Consider the following 17,686-nt stretch of genomic DNA (forward strand, 5'->3'; position numbering starts at 1 on the left):
GGGCTGGTTGGCCCCGTCCATGCTCGTACAGCGTTAGCTTGTTTAGTGCACCACTGCCTCGCGCGGTTCCTTCTGCGCGACCGCCAAGGCGGGAGCGATCTCGCCAAACACCGCGAGATGCTTCTCGGTATCCGCATCGGTGTGTGCGACGGACATGGTCCACTGCTCGTCCCACCAGTAAGGCTGTGGCATTACGCCGCGATTGACCATGGCGAACCAATACTGCTGCCAGAGACTCGCGTCGACTTCGAGCCAATCGCGATAGTTACGCACGCGCTTCGGAGCGAACATCAGTACGCCGTTTGCGCCGGCAATTTCCAGGTAAGCGTCCAGCCCGACTTCTTCGACGACTCTGCGATAGCCAGTCACGAGCTTGTGGCTGAGCTTCTCCACATGCGCGTAGTTCTCGCGAGTCAGGACTTCGCGGAAGGTCGCTAAGCCAGCGGCCATCGATACGGGGTTGGTGTTGTAGGTGCCGCCATGGAAGACCTTGTGATCGGAGATGAGTCCCATCACTTTCTTCGAGGCGCCGAACGCAGCGAGCGGCAGGCCGCCGCCGATCGACTTTGCCAGGCAGATGGCGTCGGGTATCACGCCGAAGTATTCGGACGCTCCACCCCAGCCCAGCTTGGCGCCGGTCTTCACTTCGTCGAAGATCAGCAGCGCACCGTGCTTGTCGCACAATTCGCGCAGTCCTTCGAGGAAGCCCGGTTCCGGCATGCAGATGCCGACGTTCATCATCACCGGTTCGAGGATGATCGCAGAGATCTCGTTAGGATGGGTCTTGAAGCGATGTTCCACGCTCTCAAGGTCGTTGAAGCTGGCAATCAGCACATTGGCCACTGCCGTCTTCGGGACACCCTGTCCACCGGGAACGGCAATCGGAGCTTTGAGATCGCCGATCTGCTCCAGCTTCGGTTTCACACTGACTAGTGCAGCGTCATGCAATCCGTGGTAACCGCCTTCGAACTTGATGATCTTGTCGCGACCGGTCGCCGCGCGGCAAAGACGCACGGTGTGCATTGTGGCCTCGGTCCCAGTCGAGGCAAAGCGCAACATTTCGATAGGGAAGCGGGCGCAGATCTCTTCCGCGAGTTCCCACTCCATGTCGTGCGGCATGCCAAACATCGTGCCGGTGGTCAGGCGTTTCTCCACCGCCTTCATTACTGCCGGGTGGCAATGGCCCGCCATTAACGCGCCAAACGTGAGGTTGTGGTCAATGTATTCGTTCCCGTCGAGGTCGCGGAACTTCGAGCCGAAAGCGTCCTTAACAAAAATTGGATACGGATCGTAAGCGCGATAATTACTTGCAACGCCGAGCGGTAAACGCTTCAGGTTGCGCTTGTGGGCTTCGGCTGATTTGGGTGTGCGCTTTTCAAAAAGTTCGATTTCCTGCCGCAATGCGTCGTGCATAGTGCGGTACTCCTTTTTCCTATTCGCGAAGAGTGCATCCGCAAGACTGCCGCCGTGGCGCGGAGAGCAACCACGGCGGCAGAGCTACGGGCTAAAAGAGAATCTTGAAGGCAAACTGGATGAGGCGCGGGTCGCGAGTGCTCTTGATGCGTCCGAAGTCGCTTCCATCCGTGATGTTGCCATCGGGGTTATAGAACTGGGTGTGGTTGAGAATATTGAAGAACTCAGCGCGGAACTGCGTGTCCCAACGCTCGCCGAATTTCGTGTTCTTCACGAACGTCATGTCCCAGTTGGCAATTCCGGGACCACAGCAGATGGTACGGCTCGCGTTACCGACGGTTCCCAAGGCGACGTTATCCGTGAAGATTTGGCCGTCGGTACCATCGAAATAGTAGCCGCCGTGCGACCGGGGATCCCAAGTGGTGAATTTTCCGACCTGGTTCGGTTGCCCAACGGTTTCGAAATCGAAGCTGCTATACAACTCGTTGTCGTTCTGGTCGGTTATGCGGATCGGGAATCCGCTCTGGATCGTCACGATGCCCGAGGTCGCCCAGCCGTTGAGCGCTTTGCCTGCGAAGCCTTCGAACTTGCGGATCGGCAGTTCCCAATCGTAGCTGGCGACAAAGCGATGTCGCGCGTCGAAGAGCGAAGCGGCATAGCTGCGATGAATGTCGACCGGATTGACGATACCTTCGAAGCTCGAGCCTTCATCGAGAGATTTGCTGTAGGTGTACGCCAGCTGGAACTGCAGACCAGCGGAGAACCGCCGTTGCAGCATTGCCTGGAACGAGTTGTAGTTCGAATTGCCGACCGTGTCCTGCGCAAAGATGCTCGAGAAGACTGGTACTTGGTCCGCCGGGCAACCAACGCCCGTCATCGGATGGCAATTGGGGGAAGAGTAGGGGCGAAGACCAACGAGAGTGATGCCGTTCGGCCCAACCACGGTACCGCCAGGAATAAAGGTTGAGCCATCCGGATTGTAGGGAAGGTTCAAGCCCTGCGGAGCGATGACCGTGCCTTCCGGGATGTAGAAGGAGCTGTCGCCAAAGTACTGCGCGCACGTCCCGTCACCCATGGTGGCGTTTAGGTCGAGACACGTTTGCGGATTCGCATAGTTGATGTCATGCGTAACCAGCAGGCGGTGAGCCTGTGAGCCAACGTAACCGAGTTGCAGCACGGTGTCTTTGCCGAACTCGCGCTGGATATTCAGGTTGTACTGCTCGGAGTACTGCGTCCGGATGTGCGGCTGCATATCGCCGTAGAGAAGGATCGGACGGAACGAAGACCAGTCGATCGACGTCCCTGGCTTCGGCGTCAGGATCCCGTTGAACGGGTTCGGGTACTGGTTGCCCGCCGTATCCTGGAACGGCGTATTGAACATGGAATCGTAGATGTAGTTGCTACCGCCGAACGGAGGCTCGGCGCCGAACTGCTCAAGCACAAGCTGCTCAATCGGGTTGTAGAACAAGCCAAAGCCTGCGCGGATACTGGTCTTCCCGGGGCCTCCGAACAGGGCCTTGCTCAGCCCGCTATCGGCATTCGGACTGTATGCGATACCGATGCGCGGCGCCCATCCCTTGTAATAGGTGTCCGTCATACCCGGTGGTACACCTTTATCTCCGGGGAATACCAACCCGACAGGGAAGAAGGCGTTGTCCGGAGCGTTGGGTCCGCAGGTGCATGGATACTTGTCCGTAACCTGCCCGGGGCGGTACGTTTGCACGTGGCCAAGTTGGTCAGCAAGCGGTGTATTCAACTCCCAGCGCAATCCATAGTTCAACGTGATGTTCGGTTTGATCTTCCAGCTGTCTTGCGCGAACAGATACAGAGATGTGCTGCGGACGTTTTCGCGCTGCGCTGAACCCTGCGAATAGCTCGCCGGCAATCCGAGGAACCAGTCCGCCAACGGTAAGCCGGTGGTCGTCGAATCGGAATAGTACGAGTAGTAGCCGTTGACGTTGTAGTACAGCGTCTGGTCGAAGCGCATGCGGCGAACATCGCCACCAAACTTCAGCGTGTGATTGCCCCACACCTTGCTCAAGTTATCGGACCACGCAAAGCTATTGCCCACCTGTGGCAATTGGCCTTCGAAATTGTTGCCGATGTTGAACGCGCCGGATACCGAGATGAATGGAACACCTTCGACGCTCGCACCGAGGTTCGGCGTGATTCCGAGCTTCGGATTCGTCGGGTCGCTGAAGCACATTGTCGGATCAACCAGCCCCTGGCACGAATTCTGCACAATGTCAGTCCGTGCGGGCTTCTCGAATCCTCGCTGGCCTTCACGCATGTAGGTGAAGCGCGCTTCGTTCACCACCGTGTTGCTAATCGTCCACGTATGCGACAGGTTGTATTGCTGCACACGCGTCGGAATCTGCGCGCCAAATCCGGGCACGTTCGCGCCTGCCGCCTGGAAGAACGACAACGCCTGTTGCGTGGTGGAATCGTCCATGTACCAGTAGAAGTTCAGGTTCTGGTTGTTCGTGAGGCGATGATCTATCTTTATAGAACCTTCATTACCGTTGATGATTTGCGGAGGCGCGCTCTGGTAGTAGCCGCCCGGCTGGTTAGGCAGCGGGACGTAGAGCTTGGTGAGCGCCGAGGCGGTTGGATCGAGACACTGCGACGGCACCATTCCACCTGGGAACACATCGGCCCAAGCCTCTCCTCCGACGACCGGTCCGTTCGCAAGATACGGGCCGCAACGAGAGTTCAGCGTGTCCGCCATCAGCGAACTTCCATCTTCCGCGGAGTTCACATTGCCTGTGAATTGCGGCATGTTTACAGGGTCGAGCAGGGAGCTGAAGTCACCATTGCGCATTGCCGAATCCGGCATGAAGCTCAGGTCCGTCGGCGTGCCTTGTTTCACTCGACGCCCTTCGTACGAGACGAAGAAGAACGTCCGGTCTTTAACGATCGGTCCGCCCAACGTTCCACCAAACTGGTTCTGCTGGAAAGCGGGCTTAAAAGTATTGAAGTAGCCCTGCGCATTCAGGACTGCATTTCGAAAGAATTCGTAGGCGCTTCCATGCCAATTATTGGTGCCCGACTTGGTCACCACGTTGATCACGGCGCCGGAGTTGCGGCCATATTCAGCGTCGAAAGTGTTAGTGATAACGCGGAATTCTTCAATGCTGTCAGGATTCGGCTGGATGGTCGGAAGGTTCGCGAACAAGTCGTTTGCGTCGCCGCCATTCACATTGAAATTGTTCGAACGGCCGCGGCCGCCGTTCACGGAGACCACACCCGGCTTATCCGATCCGTACGCCACCGTGTTGCTGCCGCCAACGTTCGACATTACGCCCGGCTGCAACTGCAGAAGTTGATAGGTATCGCGAGAGTTCAGCGGAAGCTGCTCCACCGAGCGCGATCCCATCACTGCACCCAACTGCGTCGAAGTCGTATCAACGATAGGTGCTTCCGAACTGACGTCGACCACTTCCTGCTTCTGGCCTAACTGCATCGTCTGGTTCAGGGTCATCGCCTGGTTCAAAATCACCGTGACGTGGTGCAGCACGTTCTGCTTGAAACCTGTGGCCGTATATTCAATGCCGTAATCGCCCACCGGCACGCTCGGGAAGCCGTAATTGCCGTCCTTATCGGACTCCGTGGTATTCGCCACGCCGGTCGCTTCGTTGGTGAGCGTCACGGTGGCGCCGGGTATGACTGCGCCGCTGGGATCTGAAATCTTGCCGAGGATACGGCCGCCAGTGCTTTGCGCAATTGCCGATGCGGCGAGCACCGCAATGATGAACAGCGCAACGAAACATCGGTTCCAGAAACGGTACATGTCTATCTCCCCGAACGAGCGAATGGGAATTCAGTCCGCTACAGCTTGTCTTTGAAATGGGCCCCGAAGTTGACGCTTGCAACGAAAACAAACCTTGCTATAATCGCGCAAGGTTATTGAATCCCTCTCTCTCTGTCAAGCATTTTGGCCACGAAAAATTCAATTCGTTCCGTTCACAAGAACGGCGGTCGCGGCGTAGCGATCGTGCCCGCGGATGCCCCGGCGAACGCGAACGACGCGCCCCTGCTGAAGATCGGTGAAGTGGCCGACACCGTGGGTATCTCCGCCTCAGTCATTCGCTCGTGGGAAAAGCTCGGACTCATCGCGCCGCAACGTACCGGCAGTAAATACCGGCTCTATTCGCAGGAAGATGTACGTCTGCTTCAGCGCGCTCGCTATTTAAGCAGGGTTCGCGGCATGAACGCGCCGGCGATCATCGAATTGATGCGCACCAAGGGCGAGATCAAGGCTAGCCGCAACGGATCGGCCGACAACGTTGGACTCCGCTTGCGATTAGTGCGCACTTCGCGTGGTCTCTCACTGGCTCAGGTCGCTGAAGCGGTAGGAATCTCGGTTGGGTTCTTAAGCGCGATTGAACGCTCGGCCATGAGCGCATCAGTTGCGACCCTCCGCAAACTCGCGAAGTTCTACAAGCTCAACATCCTCGATCTCTTCGACCAAAGTGGTGGTCGTCAGTATCTTGTACGCCCTGCAGAACGCCGCCAACTCGATGCCAGCGACGGTGTGCGCATGGAATTGCTTGCGTGGGGCAATCCCGTCATGGAGCCGCATCTGTTCCACGTCGCGCCTGGCGCCGGTAGCGGCGACGAGGAGTACTCGCACGAAGGCGAAGAGTTTTTGTTTGTGCTTACCGGCCTGCTCAACCTGGTAGTGGATGGCAAAGAGTACCGCCTGCAGAAAGGCGACAGCTTCTACTTCGAGAGCTCCACGCCACATCGCTGGTCGAATACAGGATCGAAAGAAGCCGTAGTCTTGTGGGTAAATACGCCGCCGACGTTCTAGCGGCAAGGAGCGGTTTGCATGTCCAAACGCTTTGCCCTCGCGCTGCTGGTTGTCTGTACTTTGTTTCTCGGCTCATGCTCGAAGAAAGTGCCGACGCTCAACCTTCTCGTATGGGAGGGCTATGCCGATCCCTCTTTCGTGAAGGGCTTCGAAGAGAAATATCACTGCAAGGTCGCAGCAAGCTACATGGGGTCAAGCGATGAACTCGTCGCCAAGCTGCGTGGCGGTAGCGCGTCGAACTACGATGTAATCTCGCCGTCCAGTGACGTCGCGACTAGTATCGCGAAGAATGGTCTCGCCGCTGAAATCGACACTACGCAAATCCCCGACTACAACAGTCTCTCGCAGCAGCTTCGCGATCTCCCTCTCGTCAAAGCAAATGGCAAGACCTATGGAGTCCCATTCATGTGGGGCCCGAATCCTCTGCTTTACGACACTTCTTATTACAAGACGGCGCCGCAAAGCTGGGCTGACTTGTGGGACCCAAAGCTGAAGTCGAAGATCTCCGTCTGGGATGATCTCTCCACCGTCTATATGGCGGCACAAGTGCTCGGCTACGACAAGCCCGATCCAGCGCACCTCTACAATCTCACCGACGACGAACTCGAAAAAGTCAAAGCAAAGCTTCTCGAATTAAAGCCAAACGTTCGCAAGATGTGGTCTACCGGTGGGGAACTGACCAACCTTTTCCAGAACCACGAGGTCGTCGCCGCGATGGGCTGGCCGCTGATGACGAATCAACTTCATAAGGCCAACTTTCCAATCGGCGAAACCATTCCGAAGGAAAACACGACCGGCTGGATCGACCATTTGATGATCACCGCCGCCAGCGACAACAAAGATCTCGCGATGAAATTCCTGGCATACATGGTCGAAGCGAAAACGCAGAAGGCCGTTACCGACGTGACCGGCTACACACCGGCCAATCCCACTGCCGCGCAACTCATGACCGACCAGGAGAAGAAGAGCCTTCACCTCGCTGATGTCGAGGGCTACCAGAAGCACATCTATTTCTGGCAGGATGTTCCGCGCCGTGCGAAGTACAACGAAATCTGGAACCAGGTGAAAGCCGCGCAATAGCGCTCCGCATGACGACCTCATCCGTTCCGGAAAACGTCTCAGTCGGGCAGGCGCTGCTCGCGGTGGACTGCGTCGCCAAGCGCTTTGGAAAGAACATCGTTCTTCGAGACGTTTCCCTTACGGTCGCGCAAGGTGAGTTCCTCAGCATCCTCGGCGAGAGCGGTTCCGGCAAAACGACGCTGCTGCGTCTCATCGCGGGCTTCGAGCAACCGGACGGCGGTACCATCACCATGGCCGGCGAGCGCATCGAGAACCTCCCGCCTTACAAGCGCCGCGTAAACACGGTCTTCCAAAGCTACGCGCTCTTCCCACATCTCAACGTGGAAGAGAACGTCGCCTACGGATTGAAGGTCAACAAAACTTCCAAAGGTGAAATCCCCAAGCGTGTGCAGGAAGCGCTCGCCATGGTGAAGATGGAGAGTTTCGCAAAGTCGAAACCATCCAAGCTCAGCGGCGGACAGCAGCAGCGGGTTGCGCTCGCGCGCGCATTGGTAAATCGTCCCAAGCTCCTATTGCTCGACGAACCGCTGTCCGCGCTCGATGCCAACCTGCGGCGCGAAATGCAATTCGAATTGAAATCGCTCCAACGCGAAGTCGGCATCGCCTTCGTCTTTGTCACGCACGACCAGGAAGAGGCGATGACCATGTCCGATCGCGTCGCCCTGCTGCGTTACGGAGCACTGGAGCAGATTGCCAGTCCGCGGGAAATCTATGCCAAGCCCGCCACCGCGTATGTCGCGCAGTTCATCGGACACAGTAACCTCTTGCGCTGTACAGTGAGCCGCGGCATCGCTCGCTGCGGTAACCTGATGTTCACAACCTCGGCGCCCGACGGCCCCGCGGTCTTCTCGCTCCGGCCAGAAGCAATCCGCATCGCCAGCACGGCGAGCGATCAAGTCAGGTTCAAAGGCACCGTCGCTCGCCAGGTCTTCCAGGGCGCCACTGAGCTGTACGAACTCGACGCCGGCGGTTTTCGGCTGAATGCGAAGATCTATGGTTCGGGAGTTCCCTCGGGCGAGAGCGAATTCGAGTGTTCTCCCGCTGACATCGTTGTCGTGAAGGAGAGCCTCTAGTGTTCTCCCGCGCCTACAAAGCTGCGGTGGCATTGCCCCCGATCTTTTGGGTCGCGGCGTTCCTGCTCACGCCCTATTTGCTCTTGTTCTGCAATAGCTTTTGGAGCGTGCAGGACGGTCAAGTGATCGTCCATAACTGGGGCCTGCAGAATTACAAACAACTCGCCAGTGTTCCCGTTTACGTGCAGGTATTGCTGCGCTCTATGAAGATCGCGGGCGGCGTTACGCTGCTCGCGCTGCTGCTCGGTTATCCGCTTGCGTATTACGTTGCGTTCTACGCCAAGCACAAGCAGTTGCTCTACCAGCTCGTCATCATTCCGCTGTGGGTGAGCTACCTCGTCCGCGCCTATGCGTGGAAGACGATCCTTGGCAGCGATGGAGTCCTCAACACGCTGCTGCAATACCTGCATATCACCCACGAGCCCGTCGGCGCGCTGCTCTACAGTCCGTTCGCCGTCGTACTTACATTGACGCATATCTATACGCCGTTCACGTTCCTGCCGATTTATGCGGCGCTCGAACATATCCCAAAGAATCTCGTGGAAGCCTCGCAAGACCTCGGCGCCTCGCGCGTAAAGACCTTCTGGCGTGTGATCGTCCCGCTTTCCATCCCCGGTGTCCTGGCCGGCGCGACGTTCGCCTTCGTGCTGAGCCTCGGCGACTTCCTCGCACCGCTGCTGCTCGGTGGGCCGAGCGGCATAATGATCTCCAACGTAGTGGTTACGCTCTTCGGCGCTGCCTATGATTGGCCGCTCGGCGCCGCGATATCCGTCTGCATGATGCTCATCGTTCTTGCCCTTCTTTTCCTCACCGAGCGCCTCGAAAAGAAATGGAGCTTCTCCTGATGAGCACGAGCAGCGAGAAGCGCCCACTGTGGCTGCGCATTCACATGATCGCGGTCTTTGCGTTCCTCTATTTGCCGATCACAATCCTGGTCATCTACTCGTTTAATGGCGGCGGTGTCGGCGGGTTCCCGCCGCGCAACTTCACCCTCAACTGGTACCGCATGCTGCTCGACGACGGCGCACTCTGGGATGCCGTGCTCAATAGCCTTGAAGTCGCGTTCGCCGCTGTCATCATCGCTGTCAGCCTGGGCCTTCCGGCCGCGCTCGCCCTCGATCGCGTGAACTTTCCCGGCAAAGTCCTGTTCCGTCGGCTGGTGCTTCTACCGTTGATTCTTCCGGGCATCATTACAGGCCTTTCGCTGTTGATGCTCGTGGTCGCCGTGCATCTGAAGCTCAGCCTGGTAACGATCATTCTCGGTCACGGTACCGCTCTCATCTCCGTCGCGACGACAGAAATCTTCGCAGGTCTGCAAAAGGCCCAGCGCTCGCAGGAAGAAGCCTCACTCGATCTCGGCGCGAATTATTGGCAAACATTCTGGCGCGTCACGCTTCCGAACCTGAAGCTTGCAATCATCGGCGCTGCGCTGCTCATCTTCACGCTCTCCATGGACGAGATCGCCGTCAGCTTTTTCCTTATCGGGCGCGACAACACTCTGCCACTCGAGATCTGGTCGCGCCTGCGCCGCGGCATGACCCCCGAGATCAACGCCATTTCAACCATCATCTTTGTCTTTTCTCTGGCACTCATTTTGTTCTGGTATCGCTTGCGCAAGCCCGGCTCTGAAGAATGGGAGACCGCGGCCCACGCCGTCGAAGGGGAAGCATGAGCACCAATCGCAGAGATTTCATCCGTTTCGTCGTGGCGGGGGCAGTTGCCGCCGGCTGTCCAATTCCTCTGAGGGCCGTGCCTGCAGAGGCGAAAACTGAAGTAGATGGTGAGCACAACGAGATTTGTCACCAGGTCCGCGACGGCCACGCCTTCGCGAAGCCCGCGTCGTCGGCGAAGTACGACGTCGTAATTGTTGGCGGTGGCGTGAGCGGCATGACCGCTGCCTATCTCCTCCGCGATAAGAATTTCCTCCTGCTCGAGAAGGAACCCCATTGGGGCGGCAACTCTTACATGGAGGAATACAACGGCGTCGGCTATGCCACGGGCGGAGCCTTCCTTGAACTAGGAGAACGCGCGTCGGAATTCTCAAAGTCGCTCGGGTTGGAGCAGCTTCCCATCGAGAACTGGGACGGCATGATTCTCAATGGCAAGTTCGTTGCTGATTGCTGGGGCGATGGCATCGACAAGATTCCGTATTCAGCCAGCGTTCGCGAGAGCTTTAAAAAATGGCGCGAAGAGATATTGAAGATCGACGTGCTCTCGCGTGCCGCCGAACTCGACGCGCTTCCGCTGACGCATTTCACCAAGGGCTATCCGCAAGAGCTCACGGAGTGGTGGGACAACTACGGGCCATCCAACTGGGGCGCGAAATCCGCGGAAACCTCGGCGCTGATCGTCCTCTACGAAATGCAGCAGATCGCGGGAAAGACGCGCAAAGACCGGCGCTGCACATTGCCGGGAGGAATCGGCGCCTTGAACCGCCGCTTGTCGGAAGTTCTAACCGAAAAGCACAAAGAACACATGCAACTGTCTGCAACCACCGTCGCGGTCGCGCAGAAAAAAGATGGCGTGGACGTGACCTACATCGTGAACGGGGAACCGAAAACCGTTTCCGCGAAAGCCGTCATCATGGCCACACCAAAGTTCATCACCGCGCGCCTCGTCGAGAGCATGCCCGCCGCGCAAAAGGCAGCCATCGCGAAAATGCACTACGTCCCGTACTGCGTGGTGAACTTGATGTATGACAAGCCGGTGTTCAACAGCGGTTACGATACCTGGTGCCCGGGCAATCGCTTTACCGACTTCATCGTCGCCGATTGGACAGTTCGAAACCAGCCTGGCTACAAGCAGAAGTACAACATCATCACTTGCTATACGCCGCTCGAAGAAGAAGAGCGTGTGTTGCTCCTGACGGAAGACGGCGCGAAGAGCGTGGCGGAAGATGTTTTGAGAGACTTCAAAAAACTTCTGCCCGAAACAAACGCCGATCCGCTCGAAGTGCACATCTACCGGCGCGGCCATCCGATGTACAAATCGCTGCCCGGCAACTTCACCAAGGTCCAACCGCAAGTCCGGATCCCGATGGAGCGCATCGCCTTCGCAAACACCGATTCAGAAGGCCCGGTCTCCGCCACCGGCGAGGGAATCAAGGCCGCACATCGCGCCGTGAATGAAGTGAACAAGATGCTCGCCGGTATCTCCGCAAAAAGCGCATCCGCTAACGGCTAGCTGGCTCCGCAATTAAAAAGGCCGTCCTCGTCGGACGGCCTTCATCTTTACATCTGCTTAGAACGAGAACCGCAGCCCAAACTGAATCACGCGCGGTCCGCCGCCGCCCAAGCCAGGGTTACCTTGCGCCACATCCGGCGTCTGTGTTACCTGTCCCGCAGGCGTCAGGATCGCATGGCTCGCCGGATCCACGACCGACGGATCAAGCGTGCCATCCGCCAAATACGCAGGGTTCAAAGTGCCACCCGGCAATGCGAAGTTCGGGTGGTTAAAGATGTTGAAGAACTCCGCGCGGAACTGCACGTTCACCTTCTCGGTGATCGGCATGTTCTTCGTGATGGAGAAATCCACATTCGTATAGTGCGGACCGTAGATCGAGTTACGCTGCAAATTGCCGAAAGTTCCGTCCGCAGGTTGCTGGAACGCGAGCGGGTTGAGGTAGCCGGTCACCGGATTCCAGTGGTCGAGTACCGGGTTCACGCCGGGCACACGATCCGGCCGCTGGTGATAGTTGTAGGTTCCGCTGGTGTCGTTCGAAGTCAGAATCGGAATCGGTCGCCCGGACTGGAAAGTCGCAATGGTATTCAACTCCCATCCTTTGCCGAGCACCGGAGGCAGTGCCTTCCACTGCGGCACCGCATAATTCATCGAGCCAGTAAAGCGATGCCGCGTATCAAAGGTCGAGGGCCCATGCTCGCACGCCACAGGGCAATCCGAGTTCTGTGGGAACGCCGCCGACGCGAAGTTGAAGTCGATGCCGTCCGACGCATCATCCAGCGACTTCGCCCAAGTGTAATTTGCGAATCCCGAAATCCCCTTCCACGAGCGTGCCGTCAGTGTCGCCTGCAGCGCGTTGTAGGTGGAATCGGAGATCGTTGCCAGCACATCAATCGCGTTGTAGTTCGAATTGGTGTAGTCCTGGTTCGCGTCGTACAGCCGCGTCAGCCGCGTACCCTTGCTGCCCACGTAGCCAATTTGCATGGAGGCAGCTTTGCCGAGTTCCTGCTCCACATTCACGTTCCAGCTCTGCGTGTAAGGCGTAGCAAAGTTCTGCGGTACCGCGAAGATGCTCTGCGCGCCGGTACTGGGCGTGAAGACCGCCGCGCCCGCATCGCTGCCGTTGAACGCCGACTGGTTATAGTCCATCGACGTGACCGCCTTCGGCCCGATCGGGTTCGTCACCAGTCCGGCGGTATTGGTGTAGTTGGCGATCATGTTGTTCTGCGGAACGTAGTCGAAGTACACGCCATATCCCATGCGAACTACGGTGCCACTGAACACGTTCCACGCCAGCCCAACGCGAGGCGCCACGTTGTTCCAGTCTTTGTTGTATGGCTGGTCGGTCATGTGCAGCAGACCATCGGTGCCGAGGTTCGAGATCAACCCATTGCTCTCGCCAAGCGGTCCAAAGTATTCCCAGCGAACGCCGAGATTCAAAGTGAGCTTCTTAGTCGCGCGCCAATCATCCTGCGCGAAGAAGCTGAAGCCGTTGTTAAAGGTATTGCGCTGCGTGTTGCCGGTGTTGGCCGCGGTGCCCCAGTCGAAAATGCCAAGGTAGAAATTCGTCAACATCGCCGTTTGGTCGTCGCCCGGCCATGGGCCGTTGGTGAGTTGGTACGGATCCAGCGCGAGCAATCCGCGCTCGAGGTTATCGTTGAAGTTCTCGATCGTCGCGCGGCGGAACTCGCCACCGAATTTGAAGGTATGCGCGCCGTGGATCTTCGTAAGGTTGTCGAGCACCTGGTAGGTCTGGCTCGTGCGTCCGCGCGGAATGCTGTAAGCCGACGCGCCCAAATTGTCGTACAGCGCGAAGAAGTCAATTTCCGGGACGCCCGTCTTGCCCGTGCCCATGTTCAGTCCGAAGGCGCTGTTCGGATCGACCGTGCCGTCGAGCGTGTTGAACGAAGTGTTATAGCGCGAGTAGCCGAAGCGCAGTTCGTTCAGGAACGTCGGACTGAAGGTTGAAAGCAAACTTGCGGAGACGACATTCACCCGCGTAGGCGAAGTCTGTGCGAATCCCGCCAGTCGCGATCCATTGCCATAGGTGCCGAGCCCGCCGAGCGGAAAGACCTGGTCGCTATTGCTGATGGCGTAGCGTGCCGAGAACTGCTCCGTCTGCGTGAAGTAGTGATCTACCTTAATAATGCCGTTGTCGAGGTCGTTGCGGTCTTCCACTGCGCCCGCCACGGTTCCGGCGCCTCCAATGCAACCGGTGGCCGCCGGCGTGCCGCCATTACTGCAGCCCGTTGCGGCGGGGAAGTAGCCGAGCAGTGCGTCAATCCCCGGATTGATCGCGTTGATCACCGGCACTTCTGACTCGCCATCCGAAGTCGTCGCTGCCAGTGCCGCCGCGCGCGCGTTGGCCTTCTGCATCTCCGTCGGGACAAACAGCGTGTAGCTCGATGTCACGCGCTCGCGCTGGCCTTCGTAGGCGGCGAAGAAGAACGTTTTGTCCTTCACAATCGGGCCGCCGATCGAAGCGCCGTACTGGTTGTTCTTAAAGCCGCCCTTCGGGTTCGGACTGCCGTCAGGATTCGTCGTGGGATCGAAGTAGTTGCGCGCGTCGAGTGCCGAGTTGCGCAGGAAATAAAACACGCTGCCGTGGAACGCGTTGGTACCAGACTTCGTCAGCACGTTCACCGCACCGCCGGAGTTGCGTCCATACTCCGCGCCGTACTGCGTTTGCAGGTTGAATTCCTGGATGGCGTCAATCGGTAGCAGGGAAGCCGGCGCGCCAGTGATACCCACCTGGTTCAACGCGGAGTTGTTGAAGAACGGATCGTTGTTGTCCGTGCCGTCAAGCATGTAGTTGTTCGAGCGGTCGCGGTTGCCATTGATGTTGAACTGGCCAAAGCCCTTCTCGGTTCCCGCCACGCCGGAGCCTTCGACCGTCACGCCCGGTGTGAGCGCGACGAGTTTGCCGAAGTCGCGGCCATTCAGCGGCAGTTCGACGACGAGCTTGTTGTCCACGATCTGGCCAAGAACATCGCGAGTGTCTTCCACAAGGGGAGCCGTGGACTCGTTGACCTCTACCGTATCTCCACCGGCGACCATCATTGTGATATCCACGGTACTGTCGTGACCGACGTCAACCAACACATTGCGTGCGAAGGTTCGGAAGCCCGTCACGGGGACGGAGAGCCGATATTCGCCGGCAGGCAGCTCAGCGATCACATAAAGTCCTTCACCGTCGGTGACTGCACTACGCTCCAGTCCAGTGGCCGAGCTCTTTACCGTCACCGATGCACTGGGTATCACCGCCCCGCTAGCGTCTGTCACCACCCCGCGTATCGATCCGCGATAGCTCTGTCCCATCGCAAACGTAGACAAGAAAAACAGGAATACAGCGATCCCAACTGATCGTAAGGTGCTCATCGAACTCCCTCCAGATACCGCAGCGCGGCGCGAAGCCGCGAAAGAGAACTACTTTTTGGCCGGAATGGTGAAGCTCGCCGGCGGCTTGATGTTGTAGGTTTTTGCGAAATCGTTTTGGTTCAGTGCGAAACTCAGCCGCCCACGTGAATCAATGAAGAGTAGAGGCTTGCCGATCTCGACGTCGCTGAACGTCTTCACGATCGGAATCTCCATCTCCGTCGCGCCCAGCGTGACCGGAACTGTATCGCCGACCTGGTAGCCAAGTTTCGCCCAGTCGTCCCGCGATACATTCGTAATCAGGTTGCCAAACGGCACGTCGATGCCGATGATCTTGCCCGCGAGCTTGCTGTCTGCAACCGTCGCCTGGGGCACATTCAAACGCACCAGTTGCGACACCGGAACTTCCGGCCCCGCTTTGGTCCAATCATCGCCCTTCGCTACGTGCGCCCCCGCGGGCGAGAAGATGTCGCGGCCATGGAACGTCGACGACATCCCCGATCCGATCATGAAATCTTTGCTCGTGATCTCATGCACGCCTTCAATGCCGTCGCGGTCCTGCACAAAGGTCAGCAGCCCGTTGTCCGGCAGAATGAAGTACTGGTTCTTTTTCGATTTCGCGACGATCGCCTTGCGCGTGCTGCCGACGGTGGGATCAATCACCACGACAAAAACCGTGCCTTCCGGGTAGTAGGGCGAGGTGCCAGCCAGGAAGCGCGCTCCATCAATAATCGAGAACGGCGTCACATCGTGGGTTAGGTCGATGATCTTCGCGTCTGGCGCCACCTGCCACATCACGCCCTTGCAGATCGGCACCGCGTCGTTATTACTACCGAAGTCGGTCATGAACACGATCTCGGCGGTCTTAGGGCCGGCGGCAAAGGCCAGCATAGGAACAAGAAAAACGAATAGCAAAGCGGCTCGGCGAATGGTCGCGCGAAAAGACATCCTGAAGGCTCCTGGGATTGTGAGTACTCCAACATTGTCGCCCCAATGCCTTAGTACCTGCAATCCGCCACGACGTAGAATGGCTCAGGGCGTTCCTGAATGGAAGAAATCACGGGTCGAAATTCGGCGGCTGCGGACCCTCGACGCGTCATTTTTCACGTCGACATGGATGCCTTTTTTGTCTCCGTCGAAGAGTTGTTCGACCCTTCCCTCAAGGGGAAAGCCGTCGTGGTAGGCGGCCATCGCGACGAGCGTGGTGTCGTCTCAGCGGCCTCGTATGCGGCACGCAAGTTCGGCGTACACTCGGCAATGCCGCTCCGGACCGCGGCCAAACTCTGTCCTGACGCCATCTTCGTGAACGGACATCCCGAACGCTACCGCGAATATTCCGGCAAAGCTTTTGAGGTACTGAAGAAGTTTTCGCCGAAAGTCGAAATGGCTTCCATTGATGAGGCCTACCTCGACATGACCGGTACCGAGCGCCTGCACGGGCCGCCGCTCAAGGCCGCGCATGCTCTCCACCAGTTCATGAAGTCTGAAACTAAGTTGAACTGCTCCATCGGCATCGGCACCTCGCGGCTTATCGCCAAGGTCTGCAGCGACCAGGCCAAGCCCAACGGCGTCCTTTATATCGTGCCAGGACAGGAGGCCAGCTTCCTCGCCCCACTAAGCGTGCGTAAAATTCCGGGCGTCGGCAAGGTCTTCGAACAGAAGCTCAATGAAATCGGCATTAAGAAGGTCGGCGATCTCGCCAAACTCGATGACGCATTCCTACGCGAGCGCTTCGGCGAGTGGGGACTCGCGCTGGCAGGGAAGTCCCGCGGCCTCGACGCCGGCGGATACTTCGATCGCGATGTCGCGGTGGACGAAGGACCGAAGTCGATCAGCCACGAGCATACCTTCAACACCGACACGCGCGATCAAGAGAAACTCGAAGCCATGATCGCGCGACTGAGCGAGATGGTCTGCCGCAGGGTGCGCGAGCACGAGCTCCATGCCCGCACGGTGCAGATCAAGTTGCGCTATTCCGATTTCACCACCATCACGCGCGCCCACTCACTCGAACAGCCCACGCAACTCGATACGGTCGTTGCCGAAACTGCGCGCACTCTTTTTCGCGACAACTGGCAGCGCGGCCGAACCATTCGCCTCATCGGCGTACATGTCGCCGGCTTTGACGATGTTCCTCAGCAACTCGATCTGCTTACTCAGACGCACGACGACAAAGTCAGCAAAGCTCTTTCGGTAGTTGATCGAATGCGCGACAAGTTCGGCGAAAACGCGGTCTCGCTTGCCACCGGCCTGAAATCGCGTTTCCGCGAGAAGACCCACGAGAACCCAGCCAGCCTTCCGGGGAAATCGAAGAAGAAAGAATAGAGCTACGGCAACACGATCATTACTTCCGTGGATTTGATCAGCGCTGCGGCGGTTTGTCCCTTCTTCAAGCGCAGTTCTCGAACGGCGTCGGCCGTAATGATCGAAGTGATGTGCTGCTCGCCGATGGACAACGTTACCTGCGCCATCAGGCCGCTGATTTTAATGTCGATCACTTTGCCTACGAGTTGGTTGCGTCCGCTGATTTTGCGAAAGTTCTTGCGGCGCACCTCTGGCGCGGCCACCTTTGTCGCAGCCGGCAATAAGCGGTCGATCTCCGATTCCGGAATGCGGTAGTGCCCGCCCTGCGTCTTTCCAGTTTTCAGTCGCCCCCGGTAAATCCACTGCTTCACCGTTGGGTAGCTAACTCCCAGGATCTTCGCGGCGTCACGTGGAGTCAGCATTTTTATGCGTTCCATCCCTCGTCTCC

12 protein-coding genes are annotated in these 17,686 nt (G+C 58.0%); 7 read left to right on the forward strand and 5 right to left on the reverse strand.

Features of this window, described 5'->3' with window-relative positions; translation table 11 throughout:
• Positions 1-42: 42 nt before the first annotated feature.
• Positions 43-1,413 (reverse strand): aspartate aminotransferase family protein, encoded by a 1,371-nt coding sequence (locus tag ACID345_RS07905; protein ID WP_011522341.1) that lies wholly within the window; start codon positions 1,411-1,413, stop codon positions 43-45.
• 91 nt (positions 1,414-1,504) lie between these two features.
• A complete protein-coding gene (locus ACID345_RS07910; protein WP_011522342.1) occupies positions 1,505-5,203 on the reverse strand; it encodes a carboxypeptidase-like regulatory domain-containing protein in 3,699 nt (1,232 codons plus the stop codon).
• A 144-nt stretch (positions 5,204-5,347) separates the two neighbouring features.
• Between ACID345_RS07910 and ACID345_RS07915 the strand changes: the two genes are divergently transcribed.
• The 6 genes from ACID345_RS07915 to ACID345_RS07940 are packed head-to-tail and all read left to right on the forward strand — an operon-like array spanning position 5,348 to position 11,562.
• A complete protein-coding gene (locus tag ACID345_RS07915) occupies positions 5,348-6,226 on the forward strand; it encodes a cupin domain-containing protein (protein WP_011522343.1) in 879 nt (292 codons plus the stop codon).
• A gap of 18 nt (positions 6,227-6,244) precedes the next feature.
• Positions 6,245-7,306: an ABC transporter substrate-binding protein gene (locus tag ACID345_RS07920; protein WP_011522344.1), complete on the forward strand. Its 1,062-nt coding sequence runs from the start codon at positions 6,245-6,247 to the stop codon at positions 7,304-7,306.
• A gap of 8 nt (positions 7,307-7,314) precedes the next feature.
• Complete coding sequence (locus ACID345_RS07925) at positions 7,315-8,379, forward strand: ABC transporter ATP-binding protein (RefSeq protein ID WP_011522345.1); 1,065 nt, start codon at positions 7,315-7,317, stop codon at positions 8,377-8,379.
• Positions 8,379-9,224 (forward strand): ABC transporter permease, encoded by an 846-nt coding sequence (locus ACID345_RS07930; RefSeq protein WP_011522346.1) that lies wholly within the window; start codon positions 8,379-8,381, stop codon positions 9,222-9,224. The genes ACID345_RS07925 and ACID345_RS07930 overlap by 1 nt, the downstream gene beginning before the upstream one ends.
• Positions 9,224-10,051, forward strand: a complete 828-nt coding sequence (locus ACID345_RS07935) for an ABC transporter permease (RefSeq protein WP_011522347.1) — start codon at positions 9,224-9,226, stop codon at positions 10,049-10,051. The genes ACID345_RS07930 and ACID345_RS07935 overlap by 1 nt, the downstream gene beginning before the upstream one ends.
• A complete protein-coding gene (locus tag ACID345_RS07940; protein WP_011522348.1) occupies positions 10,048-11,562 on the forward strand; it encodes an FAD-dependent oxidoreductase in 1,515 nt (504 codons plus the stop codon). Before ACID345_RS07935 ends, ACID345_RS07940 begins: the two co-directional genes overlap by 4 nt.
• A gap of 57 nt (positions 11,563-11,619) precedes the next feature.
• On the opposite strand, the gene ACID345_RS07945 is transcribed toward ACID345_RS07940, so the two are convergent.
• The gene (locus tag ACID345_RS07945; RefSeq protein ID WP_011522349.1) at positions 11,620-14,937 is read right to left on the reverse strand and encodes a TonB-dependent receptor; all 3,318 of its coding nucleotides are present in this window, start codon (positions 14,935-14,937) and stop codon (positions 11,620-11,622) included.
• 48 nt (positions 14,938-14,985) lie between these two features.
• Entirely contained in the window at positions 14,986-15,882 is an 897-nt protein-coding gene (locus tag ACID345_RS07950) for an SAM hydrolase/SAM-dependent halogenase family protein (protein WP_011522350.1), read from the reverse strand.
• A 99-nt stretch (positions 15,883-15,981) separates the two neighbouring features.
• Here ACID345_RS07950 and dinB point away from each other — a divergent pair, with 99 nt between their 5' ends.
• Positions 15,982-17,259, forward strand: coding sequence for a DNA polymerase IV (dinB, locus tag ACID345_RS07955; protein WP_011522351.1), 1,278 nt, complete (start codon positions 15,982-15,984; stop codon positions 17,257-17,259).
• Between the two features lie 2 nt (positions 17,260-17,261).
• On the opposite strand, the gene ACID345_RS07960 is transcribed toward dinB, so the two are convergent.
• Positions 17,262-17,675 (reverse strand): helix-turn-helix transcriptional regulator, encoded by a 414-nt coding sequence (locus tag ACID345_RS07960; RefSeq protein ID WP_011522352.1) that lies wholly within the window; start codon positions 17,673-17,675, stop codon positions 17,262-17,264.
• Positions 17,676-17,686: the final 11 nt, after the last annotated feature.

It is taken from the genome of Candidatus Koribacter versatilis Ellin345 (assembly GCF_000014005.1).
Taxonomy (GTDB): Bacteria; Acidobacteriota; Terriglobia; order Terriglobales; family Acidobacteriaceae; genus Korobacter; species Korobacter versatilis_A.